This window comes from Sphingomonas piscis (assembly GCF_011300455.1).
GTDB lineage: Bacteria > Pseudomonadota > Alphaproteobacteria > Sphingomonadales > Sphingomonadaceae > Sphingomicrobium > Sphingomicrobium piscis.
The window spans coordinates 921,675-945,250 of record NZ_CP049869.1 but is presented as its reverse complement, the minus strand read 5'-3'; the positions used below and the strand labels follow the sequence as shown (position 1 = coordinate 945,250).

General features: G+C 65.1%; 22 protein-coding genes and 1 pseudogene. 4 read left to right on the top strand and 19 right to left on the bottom strand.

Going from position 1 to position 23,576, the window contains the following annotated elements:
• Positions 1–20 precede the first annotated feature (20 nt).
• Positions 21–740 carry a GntR family transcriptional regulator gene (locus G7077_RS04675; RefSeq protein WP_166410694.1) on the top strand — a complete coding sequence of 240 codons (720 nt, stop codon included), beginning with the start codon at positions 21–23 and terminating at the stop codon, positions 738–740.
• On the opposite strand, the gene cysI is transcribed toward G7077_RS04675, so the two are convergent.
• From cysI to G7077_RS04645, 6 genes are read right to left on the bottom strand one after another with little or no spacing between them, the layout of a single operon-like run.
• Positions 737–2,461 (bottom strand): assimilatory sulfite reductase (NADPH) hemoprotein subunit, encoded by a 1,725-nt coding sequence (cysI, locus tag G7077_RS04670; RefSeq protein WP_246167392.1) that lies wholly within the window; start codon positions 2,459–2,461, stop codon positions 737–739. The genes G7077_RS04675 and cysI overlap by 4 nt on opposite strands.
• Positions 2,462–2,469: 8 nt before the next feature.
• Complete coding sequence (locus G7077_RS04665; protein WP_246167391.1) at positions 2,470–4,284, bottom strand: assimilatory sulfite reductase (NADPH) flavoprotein subunit; 1,815 nt, start codon at positions 4,282–4,284, stop codon at positions 2,470–2,472.
• 25 nt (positions 4,285–4,309) lie between these two features.
• The gene (gene cysN / locus G7077_RS04660) at positions 4,310–5,980 is read right to left on the bottom strand and encodes a sulfate adenylyltransferase subunit CysN (protein ID WP_246167390.1); all 1,671 of its coding nucleotides are present in this window, start codon (positions 5,978–5,980) and stop codon (positions 4,310–4,312) included.
• Complete coding sequence (cysD, locus tag G7077_RS04655; protein WP_166410692.1) at positions 5,980–6,894, bottom strand: sulfate adenylyltransferase subunit CysD; 915 nt, start codon at positions 6,892–6,894, stop codon at positions 5,980–5,982. Before cysD ends, cysN begins: the two co-directional genes overlap by 1 nt.
• Positions 6,891–8,321 carry a siroheme synthase CysG gene (cysG, locus tag G7077_RS04650; protein WP_166410691.1) on the bottom strand — a complete coding sequence of 477 codons (1,431 nt, stop codon included), beginning with the start codon at positions 8,319–8,321 and terminating at the stop codon, positions 6,891–6,893. The genes cysD and cysG overlap by 4 nt, the downstream gene beginning before the upstream one ends.
• A 1-nt stretch (position 8,322) precedes the next feature.
• Complete coding sequence (locus G7077_RS04645; protein ID WP_166410690.1) at positions 8,323–9,099, bottom strand: phosphoadenylyl-sulfate reductase; 777 nt, start codon at positions 9,097–9,099, stop codon at positions 8,323–8,325.
• Between the two features lie 141 nt (positions 9,100–9,240).
• Here G7077_RS04645 and G7077_RS04640 point away from each other — a divergent pair, with 141 nt between their 5' ends.
• From G7077_RS04640 to G7077_RS04630, 3 genes are all read left to right on the top strand, one after another.
• Positions 9,241–9,765, top strand: a complete 525-nt coding sequence (locus tag G7077_RS04640) for an Lrp/AsnC family transcriptional regulator (RefSeq protein ID WP_246167389.1) — start codon at positions 9,241–9,243, stop codon at positions 9,763–9,765.
• Between the two features lie 92 nt (positions 9,766–9,857).
• Entirely contained in the window at positions 9,858–11,150 is a 1,293-nt protein-coding gene (lysA, locus tag G7077_RS04635; protein ID WP_166410689.1) for a diaminopimelate decarboxylase, read from the top strand.
• Complete coding sequence (locus G7077_RS04630; RefSeq protein WP_166410688.1) at positions 11,098–11,574, top strand: GNAT family N-acetyltransferase; 477 nt, start codon at positions 11,098–11,100, stop codon at positions 11,572–11,574. The genes lysA and G7077_RS04630 overlap by 53 nt, the downstream gene beginning before the upstream one ends.
• On the opposite strand, the gene argR is transcribed toward G7077_RS04630, so the two are convergent.
• The 13 genes and pseudogenes from argR to hrpB all read right to left on the bottom strand — a co-directional run bounded on the left by argR (position 11,571) and on the right by hrpB (position 23,569).
• The gene (gene argR, locus G7077_RS04625) at positions 11,571–12,038 is read right to left on the bottom strand and encodes an arginine repressor (protein ID WP_166410687.1); all 468 of its coding nucleotides are present in this window, start codon (positions 12,036–12,038) and stop codon (positions 11,571–11,573) included. The genes G7077_RS04630 and argR overlap by 4 nt on opposite strands.
• Positions 12,035–12,903: pseudogene (argF, locus tag G7077_RS04620) on the bottom strand (ornithine carbamoyltransferase). The gene argR and the pseudogene argF overlap by 4 nt, the downstream one beginning before the upstream one ends.
• Positions 12,900–13,769: an acetylglutamate kinase gene (argB, locus tag G7077_RS04615; RefSeq protein ID WP_166410686.1), complete on the bottom strand. Its 870-nt coding sequence runs from the start codon at positions 13,767–13,769 to the stop codon at positions 12,900–12,902. The pseudogene argF and the gene argB overlap by 4 nt, the downstream one beginning before the upstream one ends.
• A complete protein-coding gene (gene argJ, locus G7077_RS04610) occupies positions 13,766–14,938 on the bottom strand; it encodes a bifunctional glutamate N-acetyltransferase/amino-acid acetyltransferase ArgJ (protein ID WP_166410685.1) in 1,173 nt (390 codons plus the stop codon). Before argJ ends, argB begins: the two co-directional genes overlap by 4 nt.
• Complete coding sequence (gene argC / locus G7077_RS04605) at positions 14,922–15,938, bottom strand: N-acetyl-gamma-glutamyl-phosphate reductase (protein WP_166410684.1); 1,017 nt, start codon at positions 15,936–15,938, stop codon at positions 14,922–14,924. The genes argJ and argC overlap by 17 nt, the downstream gene beginning before the upstream one ends.
• A 27-nt stretch (positions 15,939–15,965) precedes the next feature.
• Positions 15,966–16,265 carry a GNAT family N-acetyltransferase gene (locus G7077_RS04600; RefSeq protein ID WP_166410683.1) on the bottom strand — a complete coding sequence of 100 codons (300 nt, stop codon included), beginning with the start codon at positions 16,263–16,265 and terminating at the stop codon, positions 15,966–15,968.
• A 3-nt stretch (positions 16,266–16,268) separates the two neighbouring features.
• Positions 16,269–16,886: a bifunctional 4-hydroxy-2-oxoglutarate aldolase/2-dehydro-3-deoxy-phosphogluconate aldolase gene (gene eda / locus G7077_RS04595; protein WP_166410682.1), complete on the bottom strand. Its 618-nt coding sequence runs from the start codon at positions 16,884–16,886 to the stop codon at positions 16,269–16,271.
• On the bottom strand, positions 16,883–17,857 hold the full coding sequence (gene glk, locus G7077_RS04590) for a glucokinase (RefSeq protein ID WP_166410681.1): 975 nt from the start codon (positions 17,855–17,857) through the stop codon (positions 16,883–16,885). Before glk ends, eda begins: the two co-directional genes overlap by 4 nt.
• Complete coding sequence (gene zwf, locus G7077_RS04585; protein ID WP_246167486.1) at positions 17,850–19,247, bottom strand: glucose-6-phosphate dehydrogenase; 1,398 nt, start codon at positions 19,245–19,247, stop codon at positions 17,850–17,852. Before zwf ends, glk begins: the two co-directional genes overlap by 8 nt.
• Before the next feature lie 116 nt (positions 19,248–19,363).
• Entirely contained in the window at positions 19,364–20,428 is a 1,065-nt protein-coding gene (gene wecB, locus G7077_RS04580; RefSeq protein ID WP_246167484.1) for a non-hydrolyzing UDP-N-acetylglucosamine 2-epimerase, read from the bottom strand.
• A 107-nt stretch (positions 20,429–20,535) separates the two neighbouring features.
• Positions 20,536–20,817, bottom strand: coding sequence for an ETC complex I subunit (locus G7077_RS04575; protein ID WP_166410679.1), 282 nt, complete (start codon positions 20,815–20,817; stop codon positions 20,536–20,538).
• 32 nt (positions 20,818–20,849) lie between these two features.
• On the bottom strand, positions 20,850–21,062 hold the full coding sequence (locus G7077_RS04570; RefSeq protein WP_166410678.1) for a DUF2061 domain-containing protein: 213 nt from the start codon (positions 21,060–21,062) through the stop codon (positions 20,850–20,852).
• Between the two features lie 71 nt (positions 21,063–21,133).
• Positions 21,134–23,569 (bottom strand): ATP-dependent helicase HrpB, encoded by a 2,436-nt coding sequence (hrpB, locus tag G7077_RS04565; RefSeq protein WP_166410677.1) that lies wholly within the window; start codon positions 23,567–23,569, stop codon positions 21,134–21,136.
• Positions 23,570–23,576: the final 7 nt, after the last annotated feature.

Genomic DNA, 23,576 nt, shown 5'->3' with positions numbered 1-23,576 from the left:
AGCATCGTAGAACAGCGCCAATGGATATGACTGCCGACCGCGCGCAGTCCGACGAGGGGCGCGTAACGTCCCCGGTCGCACAGCGCATTCGTGAATTGATCGTCGACGGCTCGCTCCCCGCGGGCGCGCGCGTGGCCGAGGCGGCGATTGCCGAGCGGCTGGGGGTGTCTCGAACGCCAGTGCGTAATGCGCTTCCGGCGCTCGCGATTCAAGGCCTGCTGGAGCCTCGCGGCCGACGCGGCTACGCGGTGCGTAGCTTCAGCGTCGAACAGACGTACCAAGCGACGGAAATGCGCTGCGTGCTGGAGGGCTACGCCGCCCATGAAATCGCCCGAAAAGGTGTCAGCCGCGAAATTCTGGCGGAGCTCCGTGACGCTCTGTCAGACGGCGACCGCATTTTCAAAAAGGGCTTCATCGTCAAGGAAGACGAGGAGCGTTATGCGCGCATGAACCAGCGCTTCCACGAAGCGATCGTTCGCGGGGCGGAGAATGCGCTGCTCGCCGAGCTGATCGGACGGGTCTACGCAATGCCGTTCGTCGCACCCGGCGTGGTCGCCTTCAACCGCATTCCAGCGGACGAGATCTTCCCCATCCTGATGACGGCGCAGCACCAGCATCACGCCATCGTCGATGCTATCGAGGCGGGTCAGCCGGATGTCGCGGAAATGACCATGCGCGGCCATTCGGCGCCGGCGCGGCGAAGCCTTGGCATCGACCGCGCGGCGAAGGTGCCGCTCTAGGCGGCTGCTTGCTCCGCCGCACCGACGATCCCCGCACGGTGCAGATAATTCCCGAAATGCTCACCTGAGGTCCGCTCTTGAGCATAGCGGGCGAATAGGCCGTCCAGCGTCTCCAGGATCGCCGCTTCGCCGATATTCTCCCGATAAAGCGTGTTCAGCCGCTCGCCGTGGAAACCGGCACCGAGGTAGAGGTTGTACTTGCCCGGCGCACGGCCGGTGAAGGCGATCTCCGCCACGTAAGGGCGGGCGCAGCCGTTGGGGCAGCCGGTCATGCGAATGGTGATCGGCGTGTCGGCAAGCCCATGCTTCTCCAGCAGCGGATCGATCTTCTGGACGAGGTCCGGGAGGTAGCGCTCCGCCTCGGCCATCGCCAGCGGGCAAGTCGGAAGCGCGACGCAGGCCATGGCGTTAAGGCGCAGCAGGCTGTGGCCGCCGTCCACTGGAATGCCATACTCGGACAGCAAAGCCTCGACCTGCGGGCGCTTCTCGTCCGTCACACCCGACACGATCACATTGTGATTGGGCGTCAGCCGGAACTTGCCGTTATGCACCTGCGCGAGCGCACGCAGGCCATCCATCAGGCGATAGTTGCCGGTGTTGCGGATCCGGCCATTCTCGATGAACAGGGTCAGGTTCCACGTGCCGCGGTCGGTCTTTCCCCAGCCGAAGCGATCGCCGTTGCTGTCGAACGTGAAGGCGCGCGCCGGCTCGAGCGGGCCGCCCATGCGCGCTTCGATCTCGGATGTGATGAAGTCGAGACCCTTGTCGTCGATCGTGTACTTGAACCGCGCCCGCTTGCGGACCTTGCGGTTGCCATAGTCGCGCTGGACCCCCATCACCGCATCCGTCGCGGCGATCAGCTGGTCCTTTGCAATGAAGCCGATCACGTCGCCGAGGCGCGGATAGGTGTCCGCCTCATTATCGGTGCGGCCCATGCCGCCGCCGATCACGACGTTGAAGCCCTCCAGCCCGCTCTCTCCGCCAATGGCGATGAAGCCAAGGTCCTGCGTGTAGATGTCGATGTCGTTGGAGGGCGGGATCGCGAAGCCGATCTTGAACTTACGCGGCATGTATTGCCGACCGTAAAAAGGCTCTTCGTTTTCCGAGGAAGCGATCTTCGCCTCATTGTACCAGATCTCGTGGTACGCATGCGTCTTGGGGATGATGTGGTCGCTGAGCTGCTTGGACAGCGCCACAACCTCGGCGTGGAGCTCGCTGTCGTCCGGATCGGCGCCCGCCATCACCGTACGAGCATCGTCGCCGCAGGCCGCAACGGTGTCGAGCAGCACCTCATGAAGCCCTTGGATCGTCGGTTTGAGGTCTTCTTTCACCACCCAGTGAAACTGGAAGGTCTGGCGAGTCGTCAGGCGCACCATGTCGCCGCCATGCCGCCGCGCCAGTTCGTCGATCTTCAGCCACTGCTCGGCCGTCGTTACGCCCCCGGGCAGGCGCAGCCGGACCATGAAGGTATACGCCGGCTCCAGCTTCTGCCGCCGCCGCTCGTCCCGGATGTCGCGGTCATCCTGCTGATAGATTCCGTGAAACTTCATCAGCTTATTGTCTTCGAACTTCACGCCGCCGGTGACACGGTCGAGAAGGCCGAGGTCGATGGATCCGCGCAGATAGTCGCTGTTATACTTCAGCGTCTCATCGGGGCCGAGCGCCTCCAGCGGCTGCGAAATGTCATTGCTGCGGTCGACGACGCGGCTGTCCACTGTCACAAATCCTCTTAGTAAACGTCGCGCTGGTAGCGCTCTTGGGCGGTCAGGTCGCGCACATAGGCGTGGGCGTCTTCGGCGCTGCAGCCGCGCTGGTCGGCAACGATTGTCTCAAGTGCGGCCTCGACATCCTTGGCCATCCGCTCGTCCCCGCAAACGTAGAAATGCGCGCCTTCCTCGAGCCAGGCGTACAGCTGCTGCGCCTTCTCCAGCATGCGGTGTTGAACATAGACCTTGGCGCCCGCGTCGCGTGAGAAAGCGACGTCGAGGTCGGTCAGCACGCCGTTTGCGAGCCAGTCCTGCCACTCGATCTGGTAGAGGAAATCGCTTCGGAAGTTGCGCTCGCCAAAGAAGAGCCAGCTCCTGCCCTCGGCGCCGCGTGCCTCGCGTTCCTGAAGGAATGCGCGGAACGGCGCGACGCCGGTGCCGGGGCCCACCATGATGATCGGCCGGCTGTCGTCCGTCGGCAGCTTGAAGTGGGCATTGGCCTGCACATAGACGGGCAGCTGGTCGCCCGGCGCGATGCGGTCGCAGATGTGGGCCGAGGCGACGCCGTTGCGGCCGATGCCGTGCAGGTCGTAGCGCACCGGATTGATGGTGAGGTGCACCTCGCTGTCCACGGCCTTCTGGCTTGATGCGATTGAGTAGAGGCGCGGCTGAAGCGGGCGAAGGCCGGCGACGAAGTCCTCCGGCGTGACACCGCCGAGCGGATATTGGCGGACGATGTCGATGACATGGTGGCCGTAGAGAAAGTCGGCGCGGTCCTGACGCCGGTCGTCGTCCATCAGGGCACCAAGCTCGGCCGAACCGCTCAGCATCGCCCATTGTTCGATGAAGCGAGGGGCAGCCTGGGTGATCTCGAAGTGGCTTTCCAGTGCGGATGCGAGGCGGACCGTGTCACCCTTGAGCGTAATCGGCGCATCGGCGGACAGGCCGGTGACTTCGAGCAATTCCTCGACCCGGTGCGGCTCGTTGGTTGACACGATGCCGAGCGCGTCGCCCGGCTCGTAGGTCAGGCCGGATCCGTCCAGGTCGATTTCGACGTGGCGCGTTTCCTTTGACGATGCGCGGCCCGTAATCTTGATGCTTTCCAGCACCGTCGCGGCGAAGGGATTGCGCTTGTCGTAGGACGAAGCGGCCGTCGGGAAGGGGCTCGCGGCCGGTGCTGGCTGGCCCGCCGGCGCAGCGGCTGCCGCTTCTTCCTTCAGCTTGGCGACGACCTGCGCGGCCCAGCTGGCGGCGGGCTCGTCATAATCGATGTCGCAATCGACGCGGTCGAACAGGCGAGTGGCGCCGAGTTCCTCGAAACGCTTGTCGATGCGCTTTCCCGCCTCGCAATAGAATTCGTAGGTTGAATCGCCGAGTGCCAAGACGCCGAAGCGGACGCCCTCCATCTTGGGCGCGCGGGCACCCTCGACGAACTCGAAGAAAGGCACGGCCGGCTGCGGTGGGTCGCCTTCCCCATAGGTGCTGACGACCACGAGGACGTCTTGCTCGTCCTTCAGGCCACGGCCCTTATACTTTGCCATATCGGCCGCGGTGGCGTTCACGCCGGCAGCCTTGAGCTGCCCCTCGAGCTGCCTTGCAAGCGCAGTGCTGTTGCCGGTCTCCGAGCCGTACAGAATGGTCACGGTCCGGCCCGCAGCAACTAACGAAGCGGCCGGAAGCGCGCCGCCTTCGCCGCGCGAGATGGCAGCCACGAAACCGGCGAAATAGCCGCTGATCCACCGCGCCTGCGGCTCGGTCAGCGTAGAGCTCAGCTCCTGCAACCGGTTCCACTGGTCCGGGGCAAGCGGGCTTTCCGGAAAAGGCGGCCAGGCGGTCATTGTTGTGCTCCCCACAAGCGGCGGCTCAGATCATCCATTCGCCGTCGCTTTCCTCAATCAGTTCGGCGGCGTCGATGACGCGGCCGGGTACGGTCTCCTCGGACGAAGCCTGAATGGTGACCAGCACCTCCACGCCCGCACGCGCCAGCAGCAGGGCCGCTTCTCGTGCCCGACGGACCCGCTCGGCAGCATGCTCCGGATCGTCGGCCAGGTCGCTGGTAAGTCCCTGGTCAAGAATTTCGTTGCCGAGGACGAACACCGGACGGCCGAGCGCGCCCAGCCGCTGCTGAAGCGCGACCGCGCCCTCCGCCGCCGCCACACCCTGAATCCAGGCGATGTGCTGAGCCGGATCGTGCACGTCCTGAGGATCGCTCTGGCCGATCTCCGCAATCATGCCGGCTGCGACCGTGGCGTTGGTCAGCTTGTCGATCAAGATGAAGCCGCCGAGCGCGCTATTGTCGGTGTAGGGCGCGCCGACGAGGTTGCGGTCGAGGTGGAGCTTGCACCGGGCAATGCTGTTGAGCTCCAGCCGGCTGCCCTGCTCTTCGACCAACGTGTTGACGTCGACGATCGCCTCGATCTGCGACACGCTTGTCGAAACGGTCTGAGTACCGAGCTTCAGCCAGTAGGAGCGGTGGTCGGCGAGCGGCTCGTCCGACATCCACACCAAGGTCGCGGCAAGCTTATTGCCGATGCCGAACCCCGCGTCGGGCGAAGCGATAATGTTGCCGCGCGAGCAATCCACTTCGTCGGCAAGCGTGAGCGTGATCGACTGGCCGCGTACGGCCTCGTCACGATAGCCTTCGAAGGTGACGATCCGCTGGACTTCGGTGCGGCGGCCAGAGGGCAGAACGACGACAGGATCGCCCGGGCGAATGCGTCCTCCGGCGATCGTTCCGGTGTAGCCGCGAAAGTCGCGGTTGGGGCGGTTTACCCACTGTACGGGCAGCGCGAAGGGGCCGCTGGCGCTCTGCTCACGCGTCGGCACCGCTTCAAGATGGTCGAGCAGCGACGGGCCGTCGTACCAGTCCATCTGCGTGCTGCGGCTAGTGACATTGTCGCCCGCCAGCGCCGACAGCGGAATGGCGGTCACGTCGGTGATGCCGATAGCGCGCGCGAATTCGGCATAGTCGCGCTCGATACGCTCAAAGGTCGCGCGGTCGTAGCCGACCAGATCCATCTTGTTCACCGCTAGCACCACGCGCGGGATGCCGAGCAGGTTGACGAGGTAGGAGTGGCGCCGGGTCTGCGTGATCACGCCCTTGGTCGCGTCGATCAGGATGACGGCGAGGTCCGCGGTCGACGCGCCAGTCACCATGTTGCGCGTATACTGCTCGTGACCGGGCGTGTCGGCGACGATGAACTTGCGTTTGTCGGTCGCAAAGAAGCGATAAGCGACGTCGATCGTAATGCCTTGCTCGCGCTCGGCGCCGAGGCCGTCGACGAGCAAAGCGAAATCAAGCCCGCCGCCGGTGGTGCCGATCTTCTTGCTCTCGGCTTCCAGCGACGCCAGCTGGTCCTCGAACAGCATCTTGGAATCGTAGAGCAGTCGGCCGATCAGCGTCGACTTGCCGTCGTCCACCGATCCGCAGGTGAGGAAGCGCAGCAGCGACTTCTTCTGATTCAGCGCAAGATAGGCGTCGAGCTCGGCGCGCGCCTCATCGGCCCGCGAAGGCGCCTTCAAAACCGTGGCCATCAGAAATAGCCTTCCTGCTTCTTGCGCTCCATGGAGCCGCTGCTGTCATGGTCGATGGCGCGGCCCTGACGCTCGGAGGTGGTGGCGACCAGCATCTCCTGGATGATCTCCGGCAGGGTCGCGGCATCGCTCTCGACGGCGCCGGTCAGGGGATAGCAGCCGAGCGTCCGGAAGCGGATCGAGCGCTCCACAGGCGTCTCACCCTCGCGCAGCGGGAAGCGTTCGTCATCGACCATCAGCAGCATGCCGTCGCGCTCAACCGTCGGCCGCTTGGCGGCGAGGTAGAGGGGAACGATCGGAATGTCCTCGGCATAGATATATTGCCAGATGTCGAGCTCGGTCCAGTTGGACAGCGGAAAGACGCGGATGCTTTCGCCCGGCGCCTTCTTGGCATTGTAGAGGTTCCACAGCTCCGGCCGCTGGTTCTTCGGATCCCAGCGGTGGCTGGCCGAGCGGAAGCTGAAGATCCGCTCCTTTGCGCGGCTCTTCTCCTCGTCACGGCGGGCGCCGCCGAACGCGGCGTCGAAGCCGTATTTGTCGAGCGCCTGCTTGAGGCCCTCCGTTTTCCACATGTCGGTGTGGAGGCTGCCATGGTCGAACGGGTTGATGCCGCGCGCCTTGGCCTCCGGGTTCTGATAGACGATCAGCTCCATCCCGCTTTCACGCGCAACGCGGTCGCGAAGCTCGTACATCGCCTTGAACTTCCAGGTCGTGTCGACGTGCAGGAGCGGGAAGGGCGGCGGGGCTGGGTAAAAAGCCTTGCGCGCCAGGTGCAGCATCACAGCACTGTCCTTGCCGACCGAATAGAGCATCACCGGCTTTTCGGTCTCGGCGACCACCTCGCGCATGATGTGGATGCTTTCAGCTTCCAGCTGCTCAAGGTGCGTCAGGCTGATCTTGGACGGGGCGTTCATGCTGCTGCTCTGTTGCTTGCGGCCGCGGCGCTACGTTCGCGCGCGACCTGGCCGATGATGATGGTGAGGGGTGCCGACGCATCTAGGGTGTCGACCAGCTGCGGCAAGTCGCGCACCCGGCCGAACAGCCGGCGTTCGGTGGGCAGGCTTGCCGATGCGACGAGTGCCACGGGCGTGTCGCGGTCGAGACCGGCGGCGGCGGCCTTGTCGATGAAAGCGTCGATGTTGCGGCGGGGCATGTAGACGATGGTGGTCGCCTGCGCGTCGGCGATTGCGGTCCAGTCGATGTCGGTCGGAAGCTTGCCGTCGGAGCCATGCGCAGTCACGAATTGGACCCGCCGCGACAGCTCGCGCTCGGTCAGCGACACACCGATGGCGGCGCCTGCCGCCTGTCCGGCGGAGATGCCGGGGATGATGGTCACGGGCACGCCGGCGTCCCGGCAGGCATCCAGCTCCTCGCCAGCGCGGCCAAAGATGAGCGGGTCGCCTCCCTTAAGGCGGACCACCGTGTCACCCTCGAGCGCCAGCCGGACGACCTCCGAGTTGATGTCGGCCTGGCTGCAGGCGCGGCCATAGCCCTTCTTGCCGACTGCAACGCGGCGGGCTTCGCGGCGGGCCAGCTCCAGGATCTCGGGGCCGACCAGATCGTCGTAGAGGATGACGCTTGCCCGCTGCAGTGCCCGCAGGGCGCCAAGCGTCAGCAGCGACGGATCACCCGGCCCGGCACCCACCAGCAGCACCTCCCCGGTGCCCGCCGGCTGCTCGTTCAACAGCGCGTCGCGATCCGCATGCTCCGGCAGGCGGTGCCCCTCGGACCAGACGCGGTCGACGAACCGTTTCCAGAAGGCGCGGCGGTGTTCGAACGTGCCGATCCGCGTCTTCACCTCCGGTCGCCACTCGCCGGCCGCTTTGGCCCAGTGGGCGAGCTTGGCGGGGAGCAACGCCTCCAGCCGTTCGCGCACCGACTGCCCGAGCATCGGTGCATGACCGCCGCTGAAGATTCCGATCACCAGCGGCGAGCGGTTGACGATGGTGCCGAAGGTGAAGTCGGAATGCTTCGGATTGTCGATGACGTTTACCGGCATGCCGGCGCTGCGGGCGGCGGCGACGAATGTTTCGGCCCCACCTTCCTCACCGTGGATGAGCAATGCCGCGCCGGTAAGGTCGTCGGCTGTCCACGGACGCGCCTGGATGTCGGCGCGGCCGGTCAGATTGGCATAGCGCGCGGCGCCCTCGTGCGACCCGGCGAGGATCAGCAACTCGGCTCCGGCGGCAACCAGCAATTCCGCCTTCCACAACGCGGGATCGCCGGCGCCGGTCAGCACCACCTTGCGTCCAGCAAGATTGTGGAACAGCGGCAGGGTCGTCAGCGGCTCGATACGCGCCGGGACTTCTTCCGGCCGCCGCTCTGTCGATGCGGTCGTCACCTTACGCCGCCTTGGTCCGGACCAGCGTGCCATCGGCGGCAACGTGGAGGCCGCATTCCTTGGCGGACTGTTCCTCCCACCACCAGCGGCCAGCGCGCTCCGGCTCACCCGGGGCGATGGCCCGGGTGCAGGGCGCGCAGCCGATGGACGGGAAGCCCTGCGCGTGGAGGGCGTTCACCGGCACAGCCTCGGCCTCGACGAATCCGACGACATCTTCGCGCGTCCAGTCGAACAGTGGCGCGGTCTTGATCAGCTGTTTCTCGGCATCCCAGGTCGCGGGCGGAACGGCGGCGCGAGCGCCAGACTGATCCGCGCGAAGGCCGGTTACCCAGGCCGAGGATCCGGCCAGTGCCCGGCCCAGCGGCTCGACCTTGCGGACGCCGCAGCATGACAGACGCGCTTCCTTTGCGTGGTAGAAACCGTTGACGCCCCAGTCGGACAGAAAGTCGGCCAGCAGCTTGGGGTCGGGGAAGAAAGCCCTGATGCGCCGGCTATACTTCTCTTCGGTCGCGGCCCAGACGTCGTATGTCTCCGGAAACAGTCGACCGGTGTCGAGCGTCACGACGTCGATGTCGATGCCGTGTGCGAAGATCCAATGCGTGATCGCTTGATCCTCGATGCCGAAGCTGGTGGTGAAGGTGATCCGCCCCGGTACGGTGTCGCGTAATGCCTGAAGCCTCTCCAGCGGAGTTGCTCCAGCGGTCGCGAGAACCGGCACAAGGTCCTCGAGCGACGCAGCAGACGCCGCGAGCTTAGAATTTTCTTCCAAGACGGTCATGATCCAAAACTGCCCCTGACGCTCCGGCACGAGCGAACGGAGGCGCCACATACGCCTCTACCATGCAGCCTTCAATCACACGGCAGGCAAATAGCGTAGGACTTGCACTGCGCTGCAGCAGAATAGAAGAAACTTCCAATTGTGGCGGATTTGGCGCATGATCTCGCCGTGGCCAAGCTCGACCAGACCGACCTCAAGATCCTTGCCATCCTGCAGGAGGATGCGTCGTTGCCGGTGGCCGAAATCGCCGCGCAGGTGAACCTGTCCCAGACGCCCTGCTGGCGGCGGATACAGAAGCTCGAGGCTGACGGGGTGATCACCCGCCGAGTCGTGCTGGTGAACCCAGAAAAGATCGGAGTCGGACTGACCATTTTTGTCGACATCCAGACCAACGACCACAGCCGCGAATGGCTGAGCCGTTTTGCCCAAGTCACCCGCGACATGCCTGAAGTCATGGACGTGTACCGGATGGCCGGCGACGTCGATTACATGCTCAGGATTGCGGTTTCGTCGATGAGCGACTATGACGATTTCTACCGCCGGTTGATTTCGGCCGTTCCCCTCAAGAACGTAACGTCGCGAATCGCGATGGAACGCGTCAAGGGTTCGACGGCCTATCCGATCAAGCTCGGCGAAGGAGACGGCAGTGGTTCTACGAAAACGTAAAGGCAAACGCGCGGCCTAAGCAGGCCCACGATCCTTCACGTCCTTTGTAGATTTCGCCGGGCCCCGCGTCCGCGCCACAGGAAGCCAAACTCATGAACCATTTTCATTACCTCGCCGGTGAGATGCACTGCGAGTCCGTCGCCTTGAGCCGCATTGCCGCCGACGTCGGCACCCCCACCTACGTCTACTCCAGCGCCACGATCGAGCGGCACGCCACCGTCTTCCGCGACGCCGTGAAGGACTGCGGCTGCGGCAATTCGCTAGTCGCTTATGCAGTGAAGGCGAACACCACCGGCGCGCTGCTGAAGCTGATCGCCGACTGCGGACTGGGCGCCGACATCGTTTCCGGCGGCGAGCTTATCCGCGCCCGCCGCGCTGGTATCCCCGCCGACAAGATCGTCTACTCGGGCGTCGGCAAGAACCTGGACGAGATGGAGCTTGCGCTTCGTGAGGGCATCTACCAGTTCAATTTCGAGTCCGAAGAAGAGGCCGAGATGCTATCGCGCGTTGCGACCCGGCTCGGCATGGAGGCGCGGGTCGCGTTTCGCGTGAACCCCGACGTCGAGGCGGGCACCCACGCGAAGATCTCGACCGGCGGCGCCACCGACAAGTTCGGCATTCCCGCGCACCGGATCATTCCCGCCTACCGCCGCGCAATGGAACTGCCGGGCCTCAAGGTGCAGGGCATTGCCGTGCATATCGGCAGTCAGCTGACCGATCTGGAGCCGCTGCGCCTCGCTTATCAGGAACTCGGCCGCATGATTGCCGAGCTCCGCGCTGAGGAGGTTCCGATCCAGGTCGCCGATCTCGGCGGTGGTCTTGGCGTGCCCTACGTTGCGGGCGACCCGTCCCCGCCGTCGCCGGAAGATTATGGCCGCATGGTTGCGGAAGTGACTGCCGGCTGGGACGTCCGCCTGGTGTTTGAGCCGGGCCGCGTAATCGTCGGCAATGCCGGCGTGCTCCTCACGCGGGTGATGCTGGTCAAGGAAGGGCAGCCGGACCCGTTCGTGGTCGTCGATGCCGGCATGAACGACCTGATGCGCCCGGCCATGTACGATGCCTGGCACGACGTCTTCGCCGTTCGCCAGCAATCGCGCCGCCGCCGTTCGTCCATCGTCGGACCGGTGTGCGAGTCCAGCGACGTTCTCGCCAAGAGCCGCGACGTCGAGGAAGCTCATGAAGGCGACCTGCTCGCGATCATGACGGCCGGCGCTTACGGTGCGGTGATGGCCAGCAACTACAACAGCCGCGGCCGCCCCGCCGAAGTGCTTGTGCGCGGCGGCGAATATGCCGTGATCCGTGAGCGCGAGACCCTCGACGATGTGGTGCGCAATGAAGTTGCTGAGCCGGTGTGGACCGGCGAGCAGCGCTCCGCCGCCGCCTGAGCCCGTGCGAATCTCCTTCGATCCCGCCGATCTCGACATCGGTGTGATCCACGGCTTCCTGACGCGGGCATATTGGTTGGAAGGCATTCCTCGGGAGACTGTCGAGCGGGCGGTGCAGGGTTCGCTCTGCGTCGCAGCGCTTGAGGATGAGCGGCAGGTCGGCTTCGCGCGCGTGATCACCGATCGAGCGACATTCGCTTATCTGGCCGATGTCTTCGTATTGCCCGAGCATCGCGGGCAGGGGATCGCCTCGGCCATGCTGAGGGCCCTCCAAGATCATCCGGAGCTGCAGGGCCTCCGCCGTTGGGCGCTGTTCACCCGCGATATGCAGCCTGTTTATGCACGTCTCGGCTGGGAGCCCTATCCGCACCCCGAGCGTCTGATGGTGCGCGAAGTGCCCGATATTTATCGTCGCGGAAGCTAGCGGCCGCTGAGCTCACGAAAACGGGCGGCGATCAGGTCCACCGTAACACCATCGCGCAAGGCGACGAACAAGGTGTCATCGCCCGACACCGTTCCGGCAATTTCCGGAAGGTCGGACTGATCGATCGCGAGGCTGACGAGGTGCGCCGAGCCGGGGGGAGTCTTGATGATGATGAGGTTGCCTGCTGCCTCGACGCTCTCCGCCCATTCCGAGAGGATGTGCTTCAGGCGGCTCGCTGCCCAGTCACTGCTGCCCATCTGATTAGGCAATGCATAAGCATGCACGCCGCCGCGCCTCACCTTGACGGCCCCAATTTGCTCCAGGTCGCGGGACACGGTGGCCTGGGTTACCGTATAGCCAAGCTCCCTGAGACGGTTCGTGACCTCTTCCTGACTTCCGAACGGCTCGGCACGGATCAGGTCCGCGATGGCCTTCTGCCGCTTCGATCGGAAGTCCGCATTCATGATCGTTCGACCATCCAGGCCAGCGCGCCGCGGGCGCTATGCATGCGGTTCTCGGCCTGCTTCCAGACGGCACTGCGCGGGCTTTCCATCACCTCGTGGGTGACCTCTTCCCCCGCCGCGCGGGCAGACAGTGGAGGAAGCGCGCATTGCCGAGCAAAGCCTCGTTGACCTGATAAGCGGCAAGGTCGCGCTTGCGCTGGTCGGCGTCGGCATCCTGGCCCATTGACACCCACACGTCGGTGTAGACGAAGTCGGCGCCTTCGACCGCCTCGCGCGGGTCTTCGACCTGTGACACGCCGCTGAGGAACTGAACCTCATTGGTCGGCAGACCGTAGCCTTCCGGGCTGGCCATAGTCAGCTCCGCACCCAGCTTCGAGGATGCCTCGGCCAGCGAGCGAGCGACATTGTTGTCGCCGTCGCCGACATAGGCGAGCTTCACGCCCTCGATCCGCCCGGCGATCTGCTTGACGGTTAGGAGGTCGGCAAGCCCTTGCAGCGGGTGATGTACGTCCGACAGCATGTTCAGCACCGGCGTAGTCACTGCCGCGGCCATGTCGGTCAGCTGTTCGTGCTTCTTCACCCGAGCGGCGATGATCCGGTGATAGCAGGCTAGGGTACGGGCGACGTCCTCGGCACTCTCGCGTTCACCGATCCCGACTTCGTGACCCTGGATGTATACGGGGTGGCCGCCAAGCTGGACCACCGCCATTTCCATCGAATTGCGGGTTCGTGCACTCGGTTTGTCGAAAACCAGCGCCACGCCCTTGCCCTTCAGCGGGCGGCCGAGATCGCTGGCTTCGGACAGCTCCAGGATGCGAAGCAGGTCCTCGCGCGATTGGTCGCGGATGCTGAGAAGATCACTCACCAGTCCGCACTCCTTTTAATCATCGTGCCGATGCCGCGATCGGTCAGCAGTTCGATCAGCAGCGCATGCGGCACGCGGCCGTCGATGATGTGTGCCGTACCGACGCCACCGTCGACCGCATCGGCACAGGCGCGGAGCTTGGGAATCATGCCGGCACTGACGCTGTCGCTTTCGATCTTGCCGCGCAGCTCCTCCGAGCTGATGCGCTGGATTAGGCTGCTCTCGTCATTCACGTCTTCCAGCAGCCCCGGCGCGGCGGTCAGATAGACGATCTTTTCCGCGCCCATCGCTACGGCGATCGCGCGGGCCGCTTCATCGGCATTGATGTTGTGCGGCTGGCCGCTCGCGTCGGCACCGATGGTCGCGACGACCGGGGCAAGGCCGTCATCGAGCAAATTGGCAAGGACACCCGCGCGCACCTTGCTGACGTCGCCGACGAAGCCCAATTCCGGATCGACGGGGACCACGGTCAGCAGCCCCGCATCCTCGCCGGACAGGCCGACCGCAACGGGTTCGTCCGCCGCTTCCTTGTTGATGGTGGCAACAAGGTCGCGGTTGATCTTTCCGACTAGGACCATGCGGACGATCTCGAGCGTCTGTTCGTCGGTGACGCGCAGGCCGTCCTTGAACTGTGGTTCGATCCCGACCCGGTTCAGCACGGCATTGACTTGCGGACCGCCACCATGGACCAGCACGCAGCGCACGCCCACGCTGCGCAGCAAGAGAACATCCTGCGCAAGCGCGCGGTCGAGTTCCCTGTCGATCGCCGCGCCGCCCAGCTTGACCACGATCGACTTGCCCGCGAACCGCTGGATGTAGGGGAGCGCCTCGACAAGGATCGAGGCGGTATGTTCGGGGCTGATCATGACGTCTTGCTATTCTCTTTGATGTAGCCGGGGCCGAGGTCGACGCCGATCACCTGCGCGGTGCCGGAGCCAACGCCCAGGTGCACCTCAATCTCATATTCGTCGCCCTTCATATGCTCGGCGACGGCTGCCTCGTCGTGCGGCAAGGGGGCCCCGGACATGGCCACCATCGTGCCACCGTAGGCGACGAACGCCCGGTCCACATTAAACGAAGCGCCCGATGACCCTGCGGCGGACAACAACCGGCCCCAGTAGGGATCGCCGCCATGCCACGAGCATTTGACGAGGTTATTCTCGGCAATGTTCTTGGCAGCGACCCGCGCATCGGCATCGTCGCGGGCGCCGGTCACGCGTAGGCGAACGAGCCGGGTCATGCCCTCGGCATCGCGCGCCATCTTGAGTGTCAGCTCCTCACAAACCTTGAACAGGCCGCCGGTGAACTCCGATAGGTTCGCTACCCCGCGCTTGCCGCTCGACAGCAGGATGACCGTGTCGTTGGTGGAGGTCGCGCCGTCGACGTTCAGCGTGTTAAAGGTTGCGTCCACTGCTTCCTTGAGCACGCGCTGCATGTCCGCTTGCGGCAGATCGGCGTCGGTGGTGATGAAGGCCAGCATTGTCGCCATGTTCGGCGCAATCATCCCGCAACCCTTGGCCATCGCGCCAATGGTGAAGGTGGAACCGGCGAACAGCGCCTCTTTCGGCTCGCTGTCGGTGGTAAGGATGCCCTTGGCCGCGTCCTCACTGCCTTCGACGCTAAGCGTTGTCGCCAGCTTGGGAGTCGCTTCAAGGATGGTGTCGATCGGGAGGGGGTTGCCGATGATCCCCGTGGAGCAGACGAGGACATGCTTCGGGTCGCAGCCGAGCGCCTGCGCGGCCGCGTCGCACATCGCCTCCGCGTCGCGCATTCCAGGCTCGCCCGTTCCGGCGTTGGCGTTGCCGCTGTTGACGATCACCGCAACTGCCTGGCCCCCGTTCTCCGCAAGGCGTGAGCGGCTGGCGACCACGGGAGGGGCTACGAACATATTCTGGGTGAACACCGCCGCGGCGCGCGCCGGCTGACGATCCACCGTCGCAAGCAGCGCCATGTCGTGGCGCTTGTGCTTGATCCCGGCATGAAGGCCGGACGCGACGAAGCCTTGGGGGCAGTAACACTCACGGGTAGACTCCAACTCTTGGCAGGCCGGCGCTCTCGTCGAGGCCGGTCATCAGATTTGCACACTGGATCATCTGACCCGCCGCGCCTTTCACGAGATTGTCGAGCGCTGCGATGGCCAACACCCGGCCGGTCCGCTCGTCGTAGCGGGCGGTCACCTGCACGGCGTTCGAGCCGAGCGTCCACTTCGTTGCGGGCGGGGTGCTGGTGACATGCACGAACGGCTCGTCGGCGTACGCGGACCGCAGTGCCTCTAACGGCTCATCGGCACCCATCGGCCGCGTCGCGGTGCCGTAGCAAGTGGCAAGGATGCCGCGGTTCATCGGCACGAGATGAGGGGTGAACAGCACCCGGGCACCTAGCTCCTGTTCCATCTCCGCCGTGTGACGATGATTAAGCAGACCGTAGGCCGCAAAGCTTTCGTCAACCGTGTTGAAGTGGGTACCTTCCTTGGCCGCTCGCCCGGCGCCGCTGACGCCCGACGCCGCATCGACGACGATGCTCTGCGGGTCGATCAGGCCGGCGTCCACCAGGGGCTTGAGCGCCAGGATCGCCGTCGTGGGATAGCAGCCGGCGGCCGCAACGCATTGCGCGGATCGGATGGCGTCACGGTGCAGTTCCGGAATGCCGTAGACGAAGGTGTCGAGCAGGTCGGATGCCTTGTGCGGCTCTCCATACCAGTGTTGGTAATCTTCGGCGGTGTGGAGACGGAAGTCGGCGCCCAGATCGACAAACTTCAGTCCGTGGGCAATGATTTCTGCCGCGACATCCTGGGAGTGGCCGTGCGGCAGGGCGGCGAACACGAGATCCACGCCGTCCAGAAGGTCGGCGGCATACCGCTCCACTTGCGCTCCGGAGTAGGCAAGGGCGAGATGCGGATGAACCTCGGCCAGCGGCTTGCCCGATGCGCTGTCGCCGAAGAAGCGAACGGCTTCGAACTCCGCATGACCGTCGAGCAGGCGCAGGAGCTCCGCACCCACGAACCCCGATGCACCAAGGATGGCAACCTTCAACATCGCTGCCCTATTCACCACCGTGCATAATTATGCAAGCCCGAGTTTGCTCCGTTGCTCGGCGTCGAGGAGATCCTGCACCTCTTCATGCTTGATCATGTAGGCTGCGAAGAAGCGGCACGCGGGGACAACCTTCAGGCCCTGTTCGCGGGCGAAGCCCAAACCGGCCTTGATCAGCATGGTTCCGATGCCTTGGCCTTCATAAGACGGTGGAACTTCGGTGTGCGTGAAGGCGATGGCGCCGGGCATCAGGTGATAGGCCGCGAGCGCCACGGCGTCGCCGAGATCGACCTCGAACCTGCTTTTCTCTTGGTTGTTGCTGACGTTCACAAGTCAGGAAGTTTGGAGAGCGGCTGCGGCGCGGGCGCGCTCCTCGATCACGGCAAGGTCGGTATCATCCTTCTTCAGGAGCCAGCTGCCGCCGACGCACAGCACGGGCTCCATGGCCAACCAGTCCGGTGCGCTATCAAGCGTGATGCCGCCGGTGGGGCAGAAGCGGATGTCGCCGAACGGGCCGCTCAGCGCTTTCAGCGCCGGACGGCCGCCGGATGTCTCGGCCGGAAAGAACTTGAACCGGTCAAGGCCCATGTCCAGCCCGCGCATGATGTCGGCGGCGCTGGCGACGCCCGGAAGAAAGGGCACGGCCGCCTCGATTGCCGCGTGGCCGAGCTTGTCGGTCAGACCGGGCGAGACAATGAACTGTGATCCGGCATCAACGGCGGCGCGCAGTTGATTGCCGTTGAGCACCGTTCCGGCGCCGACGATCGCGCCCTCGACCTTGCTCATGGCCCGAATCCAGTCGAGCGCCTGCGGTGTGCGCAAGGTAACTTCAAGTACGCGAAGACCGCCGCGAACGAACGCTTCAGCGATCGCCTGAGGGTTTAGGCTGCCCTCGGCCACGATCACCGGGATCACAGGCGAGGTGCGCATGATGGTTTCGATGCGGCTCATGGATAGGCCTTTGCGAACGCGGCGGCGGCGCCGTAGAGGCCCGGCTGCGGATGGGTGATGAGCTTCACGGGCACCTTGTCCATGAAGCTTTCGAACCGGCCCTTGGCGACGAAGCGGTTCCGGAAACCGGAACGCGGCAGGTGATTGGCGAGCCGGAAGCCGAGCCCGCCACCGATGACGACGGCGGTCGAGCCATGAGCAAGGGCGAGGTCGCCGGCCAGCGCGCCTAGCGTCAGGCAGAAGTGATCCAGCGCCGCAGCGGCAAGGCTGTCAGTGCCTTCGAGCGCCGCCTGCCACAACTCCTTTTCATCGCGCTGTGGCACCGTACGCCCTTCGATGGCGGCAAGCGCTTCCATGATGTTGACGAGGCCGCGGCCCGACACGAGACGTTCGACAGAAACCCGGCGGAAATTCACGCGCAAATGCTCGAGGATCCGGTCTTCGAGCTTGTCGAGCGGCGCGAAGTCGATGTGACCGCCTTCGGTCTCGATCACATGGTAGGTGCCGTCGTGGCGTAAGAGCTGCGCAACGCCGAGCCCCGTGCCGGGTCCGAGCACCGTCACCATGCCGTTGTCGGGCAGCGGCTTGGGCGGCCCGCATAGATGCGTGAACGCGCCGCCGTCCAGCGCCGCCACGGCATGTGCAATGGCGCCGAAGTCGTTGATCACCAGATTGCGCTCGACGCCAAGCTTGGCGTTCATCAGCGCAGGCCGGATCACCCACGGGTTGTTGGTAAGCTTCAGCACTTCACCGTCGACTCGGCCGGCGAAGGCCATCGACATTTCCTTGGGCAAGGGCTGGCCGATGGCCGACGAGAAACCCTCGCACGCCGTTTGGAAGCTGGCGTAATCGGCGGTCTTCAGCGTTACCGGCTCGCCAAGGTTCATGACCTTGCCGCCGTCGATCGCCGCCAATGCAAAACGCGCGTGCGTGCCGCCGACATCGGCGACCGCGATAGTCCGTTCACTCATGCCAGGTTACACCGTCCCGTGTCGCAAGTTGAAAGGCGGACGGCGGTCCGGAACTTCCCGCCGCATAGGCTTCCGGCTTCAGGCCGGATTCCGCCCACGCCGCGCGAATGCCATCGATCCATTCCCATTGCGCCTCGACCTCGTCACGGCGGACGAACAGCGTCGGATCGCCCTCGATCAAGTCCAGCAGCAGTCGTTCGTACGCGATCCGCCGCCGGCGGTCGGCGAATGCGTTGGCGAGGCCCAGGTCGAGCGGCACTTCGCGAAGCCGGATACCCTCCCGGTCCAGGCCGGGCATCTTGGCCATCATCGTCATTCGGATGGTTTCTTCCGGCTGGAGGCCGATCAGCAGCGTGTTCGCTTGCGTTACCGCCCCGCGAGCAGAGAAGATGTTGTGCGGCACATTCTTGAACTGGATCACGATCTCGGTCGTGCGGCGCGGCATGCGCTTGCCGGTGCGCAGGTAGAAAGGAACGCCGCTCCAGCGCCAGTTATCGACATGCGCCTTGATGCCGACGAAGGTCTCGGTGTCGCTGCTGCGCCCTAGTTCGTCGGCGTAGCCCGGCACGTCCTTGTCGCCCATCTTGCCCGCAGCAAACTGACCGGTGACGATGTCGTTCTTGCAGCATTCGGCCGTGATCGGGCGGAGCGAACGAAGCACCTTCACCTTTTCGCCGCGCACCGCCGTCGCGTCGAACGTCGCCGGCGGCTCCATCGCCACTAGAGCGAGCAACTGCAGCATATGGTTCTGCACCATGTCCCGAAGCGCGCCGGCAGTATCGTAATAATCGCCGCGGCCCTCGACACCGACCGTCTCCGCGATGCTGATCTGCACATGGTCGATGTGCGCCGCATTCCACAGCGGCTCGAACATCACGTTCGCGAAGCGCAGCGCAAGGAGGTTCTGAACCGTCTCCTTGCCGAGATAATGGTCGATCCGGAAAGTGCGGCTTTCCGGGAAAGCGGAGGCGACCGCATCGTTGATCTGGCGGCTGCTCTCAAGGTCGGATCCGAGCGGCTTCTCGAGCGCCATGCGGACCTTGTCCGACGCGAGGCCGGCAGCGGCCAAGCCATCGATCGTCGGCTTGAACAGGGAAGGCGCGGTGGAAAGAAAAATGGCGACGCCGTCGGCGGGGTTGCCGACCGCTTGTGCAAGCGCCGGAAAGCCGGACTGGTCCGTCGCGTCGAGCGCAACGTAGGAAAGGCGGTTCAAAAAACGCTCAGCGACATCGGCCTTGAAGAAGCCTTCGGGCAAATGCTCCTGAAGCGCCGCCTCAGCGCGCGCGCGGAATTCGGCGTCGTCGAGCTTCGTCCGCGCCGTCCCGACAATCGTCAGGTCGTCGGGAAGCAGCCCATCGCTGTCGAGCCCATACAGGGACGGCAGCAACATGCGGCGGGAGAGATCCCCCGTCGCGCCGAACAGCAAAAGCGTGGAAACCTTGTTTGGCACGGCGGTCTCTTAGCGCAGGTTCGCGTGATGACTAGCGGGATTTTGTTCCGGTAACGTTACCCAGCCAACAAATGGGATCCCGAACGCACTGACAGCCAATCGTCGATGATGGTCGCAATCGTGCGTGCTGCAGTGCCGTCACCGAACGGGAATTGTCGCCGACCCATCCTGGCAAGCGCCACTGGATCGTTCCTAAGTTCGAGAACAGCCGATGCAATCTGTTCGGCATGGAGACCCACCAGGCGGCAATTGCCCGATGCGACGCCTTCCGGGCGTTCGGTGGTGTTGCGCAGCACGAGCAGGGGCACGCCAAGTGCCGGCGCCTCTTCCTGCATGCCGCCCGAGTCGCTCAGGATCAGGTCGCTATTACGCATTTTGGCGACCTGCTCGGCATGAGTGCACGGTAGGCTAAACCGCACGTTGTCGAGATCCCCGATCAAGGCTTGGATCCGGGCAGCAATCTCCGGATTGGGATGCAGCACGAAGTCGATGCGAATATCGGCGTGGGCTGCAACGCGCCGAAGTGCGTCGGCAAGGGAGTTGAGACCTTCGCCCCAGTTTTCGCGGCGGTGGCATGTGACAAGCAGCTTGAACTGACCCGCCTCACGCAACGTGGAGGCGGGCAACCGCCGTTCGACCGCGATTAGCGCATCGACGCCGCTGTTACCGGTCACGTGAATGTCGCCGGGAACATGTTCCCGACGAAGGTTCTGCGCGGCGCCTTCCGTGGGCGCAAAAAGCAGGTCGGCTTCGGCATCGATCCGGCGGCGATATTCCTCTTCCGGCCAAGGCTGCTGAAGGTCATGGCTGCGGAGGCCGGCCTCGACGTGTGCCAGTGGAACGCGCGCCGCCACGGCCGCCATTGCGCCGGCCAGCGCGCTCGACGTGTCGCCTTGCACGATCACCAGGTCGGGCCGGCGCCTCAGGAAGGGGAACAGGGCGTCGAACACCTGTTCCACATATTTGTGCGGGTCCGCTTGCCCCTCGCAACCTAGCGAGAAAGACGGGAAGCGGTCGAGCCCGCAGCCCGCGAGATCAAGCTGCGGATGCTGGCCGGTGAGTATCAGCGAAGGATGCAGGCCGCGGGCGTCGAGCGCCTGCGCAACCGGTCCAAGCTGGATGGCTTCGGGGCGGGTCCCAATGACCAGCCTGATGTCCGCGCGGTACAGCTTTCCCCTGGCTCGGCGGCGCTGTTGTGCCTGCGCCGAGCAAAAAGGGCAAGCCGCCCTTACCGGAAGTTGTCGGCGTAGGCCTGGATTTTGAGGCGGACGGGCGCGGCAGGGATCAGGTGGTAGGCCAATCCATGGCGGTCGGCATAGGCGACCGCGGCTTCCTTGCTGTCGAAGGTCATGCGCACTTGCGTGTTGGTGTCCCCCGACCCGTTCCAGCCGGTCAGCGGGTCGGGCCGCATCGGCTCCGACCGCTCGAACTCCAGCAGCCAGCGGCCGGCATTCGCCTTGCCGGACTGGGTGGTCTTGCGTTCAAGCTCGGTAATGCGGGCGATGGTCATAGGCCGTGCCGTGGCAAAAGCCGCCGAGGGAATCAAGCCAGCCCGAGTTCGTGCTCGCTTTTGCGCCGGAGCCGCCACTTCCACGCCTTTTCATGGAAGAAAAAGGCCACGGCGTTGGCGCAGGGCTCGATGAGCGTGATGAGCCCGGCGATCTGGATCGATCCGGTGATGATGTAGCCGATTGTGAAGGCCACGGTGAGATGGACCGCCAGATAAGTCATGGTCTTGATGAAGTCCGTGCTCATGGACCGATCCTCGCAAGCCGATATGCGTTGGGGAAACGCATTCTCTTGTCTTCAGCAATCGATGGACACGATCATTGGTTCCGCGCGTCGGCTCGCTTGGTGCGAAGCGTTGCCGATGCCGACGCGGGATCGTCCGGCCAAGGGTGTCGGGGATAGCGGCCGCGCATTTCGCGTGCGACCTCGCGCCAGCTTCCCAACCAGAAGCCGGGCAAATCCCTGGTCGTCTGAATGGGCCGCCCGGCCGGCGAGGTCAAAGCGAGGGTCAACGGCACACGTCCACCGCCAACGTGCGGGTGCGTGGCAAGCCCGAAGAGCGCCTGCGGACGAACTTCGACCATCGGACCGCCCGGTGCTGCATAATCGATAGGATGGCGGCTGCCGGCGGGGCTGGCGAACTCGCCTGGCGCCAGACGATCGACGGCGCGCATTCCCTCATAGCCCAGCATACCCCGCAGCGCGTCCGCCAGTCCGCCCGCAGCGATGTCGCCCAGGCGGCGCTTGCCCGACAGCAAGGGCGCCAGCCAAGTCTCGAGATCCTTCGTGAGCGTCTCATCGTTCAAGGCCGGAACGGACTCGTCCAGGGCACGGGCGAAGGCGGCGCGGTGGCGCAACTCCCGGGCAGCCTCGTTCCATGGAAGAAGGTCGACGCCGTGCTTGCCGACGGCGGCGAGCAGTTCCGCCTCAATTACGTCCGAATCGGGCGCCGGGTCGGGGCCGCTCGACAGGCGGATATTGCCTATACGCCGGCTTCGAAGCGGCGTGACGCCACCGGTTGCAAGATCGAACGCGGCCTCGTGCCGTGTCTCGATGCGGTCGGCGAACAAGTCGAGGACGTCCGTTTCGTCGATGGCTGCGGCCGACAGAATGCGCGCTCCGGCCGCATGTCCCGCGACCTCCCCAACGGCCAGCCACTGGCTCGATGCGAGCGGGGAGGCAGAATCGAGGCGAAAGCCGCGGCCGCCGATTGACTGCCAGTTTTCGCCTCCACCGCCGCGGCGGCGCGAGACGCGGTCGGGAAAGGCGAGGGCAAGCGCCTTTGCGAGATCACTTGCCCTGGTTTCGCCAGGCGACTTCGAAAACCGCTGTGCCATCCGCCGCGCCGCCTCGGCCCGCGGCGAGCGGTCGGAGCGCCACCGGCGGTAACGAAGCTCCAGGTCGGCGTCGTTGCGGCCGAGGCCGCGCTCGGTCAGCAGCGTGGCAACGGCAGCGGCAGCAGCACCGAACCCGCGTTTCTCCGCTTCGATCAGCATGTGCGCAAGCCGGGGCTCAAGCGGCAGCGCGGCGATGGCCCACCCATGGTCCGTGATCCGCCCGTCCGCATCGGTTGCGCCGAGCCGCAGCAGTCGCTCCCGCGCTTCGCCCAGTCCGGCGGCGGGCGGCGGATCGAGGAAGGGCATCAAGGTTGGGTCAGGCTGCCCCCATTGAAGGCAGGTTAGAAGCAGGCTGCTCAGATCAGCCTCGAGGATTTCAGGCGGGTCATGCTCCGGCATCGACGCGGTGGCGGCCTCTTCCCACAGGCGGATGGCTACTCCCGGTGCCTGACGTGCCGCACGGCCTGCGCGCTGGGTCGCCGCGGCGCGGCTCGCACGCTCGGTGACGAGGCGGGTGAGGCCCGCGCCGCGATCGTAACGGGGCCGCCGCGCAAGCCCGCTGTCGACCACGATTCGAACATCGTTCAGGGTGACGCTGGTTTCGGCGATGCTGGTGGCAAGCACCACCTTGCGTTGTCCGGCTGGAGGCGGCGCCAGCGCCTGCCGCTGCGCCGCGGGATCGACGCTGCCGTGGAGCTTGTGGAGGACGCAGATGGGTTGCAGGGCGCCGAGCGCGTCGGCCGTGCGCTCGATCTCGGCTACACCGGGCAAGAAGGCGAGCAACGATCCTTTATGTTCGCCAAGAGCGGTCCGGATCGCCGAGGCCATTTGCGGCTCCAGCCGGGCGGCGGCATCGCGTCTGGCGTATTGGATCGTGAGCGGGAACGACTTGCCTTCGCTGACGATCCGCTTCGGCTGGCCGAGCAACCGCCCAAAGCGATCACCGTCCAGAGTCGCAGACATGGCAAGGATGCGGAGGTCGGGGCGAAGCGGCGCTGCGTCCAACGCCAAGGCAAGCGCCAGGTCGCCATCGAGGCTTCGCTCATGCACTTCGTCGAACAGCAAGGCCGAGACGCCCGTAAGCTCCGGATCCGCCTGGATGCGTGACAGGAACACGCCGTAGGTGAGGACGACGACGCGCGTGGCCTTGCCGAGTTTGCTATCCAGCCGCGTCGCATAGCCGATCGTTTGGCCCGGCCGTTCGTCCCGCTGCCCGGCCATATATTCGGCGGCCGCACGCGCCGCGAGCCGGCGTGGGACCAGCAGGAGGATCTCACCTGTACACCACTCTTCGTCGAGCAGCGCTGGGGCGACACCGGTCGTCTTGCCTGCGCCCGGCGGCGCGATCAGCAGTGCGCGGCCATCGACACGAAGGGCGGCGAGCAGGTCGGGAAGCACGTCCTGGACCGGCGTCATGTCCGGC